This window comes from Halomicronema sp. CCY15110 (assembly GCF_016888165.1).
Lineage (GTDB): Bacteria > Cyanobacteriota > Cyanobacteriia > Phormidesmidales > Phormidesmidaceae > Halomicronema.
Map to the genome: position 1 here is coordinate 1 of NZ_JACSWC010000347.1, position 653 is coordinate 653.

General features: G+C 64.3%; 1 pseudogene. It reads left to right on the forward strand.

Going from position 1 to position 653, the window contains the following annotated elements:
* Nucleotides 1-57: 57 nt before the first annotated feature.
* Nucleotides 58-653, forward strand: a pseudogene (locus JUK32_RS16425) (autotransporter domain-containing protein); the annotation flags it as partial.

Sequence of the window (653 nt, forward strand, 5' to 3'; positions counted from 1 at the left end):
CTGCCGATCGCGCTTTGCCGACGACTCATCCGCCTATGTAGTTGTCGCGACACGCCTATGTACTTGACATTTAATAACGGGGTGATGAAAACCCTGCTGAACAGCAACATCGAGATTATCGGCAACGGCTTTACCATCGATGGCGACAGCAGCACCGACGCCAACACCGACGGCAACTTTCGCCCGTTGTTTGTAAAATCGGGCACTATCACCCTCAGTGACCTCACCCTCACCAATGGCCTTGCGAAAGGGGGCAGTAGTTACTTCGGTGGCGGCGGCGCAGGTCTGGGGGGGGCGCTATTTATCTATGACGGCACCGTCACCCTCACGGATGTGACCCTGAGCAACAACCGGGCGATCGGCGGCAACAACCTCGGCCCCAGCTCCGGCGGCTACGGCGGCGGCGGCATGTACGGCGGCGGCGACGGCAGCTTCGGTGGCGGCGGCGGGCTATTTGGCAATGACCCAACGGGTTCTAATGATGGCGGCTACGGGGGCAATGGCAACTATGGGGGCTACGCAGGCACAGAGGCGACCCCAACTGGCGGTTTCGGCGGCGGCGGCGGCGGCGGCGACGGCGGCGACGGCGGCTTCGGTGGCGGCGGCGGTTTCGGCGGTTTCGGCTACGGCGGCTACGGCGGCTTCGGCGGCGG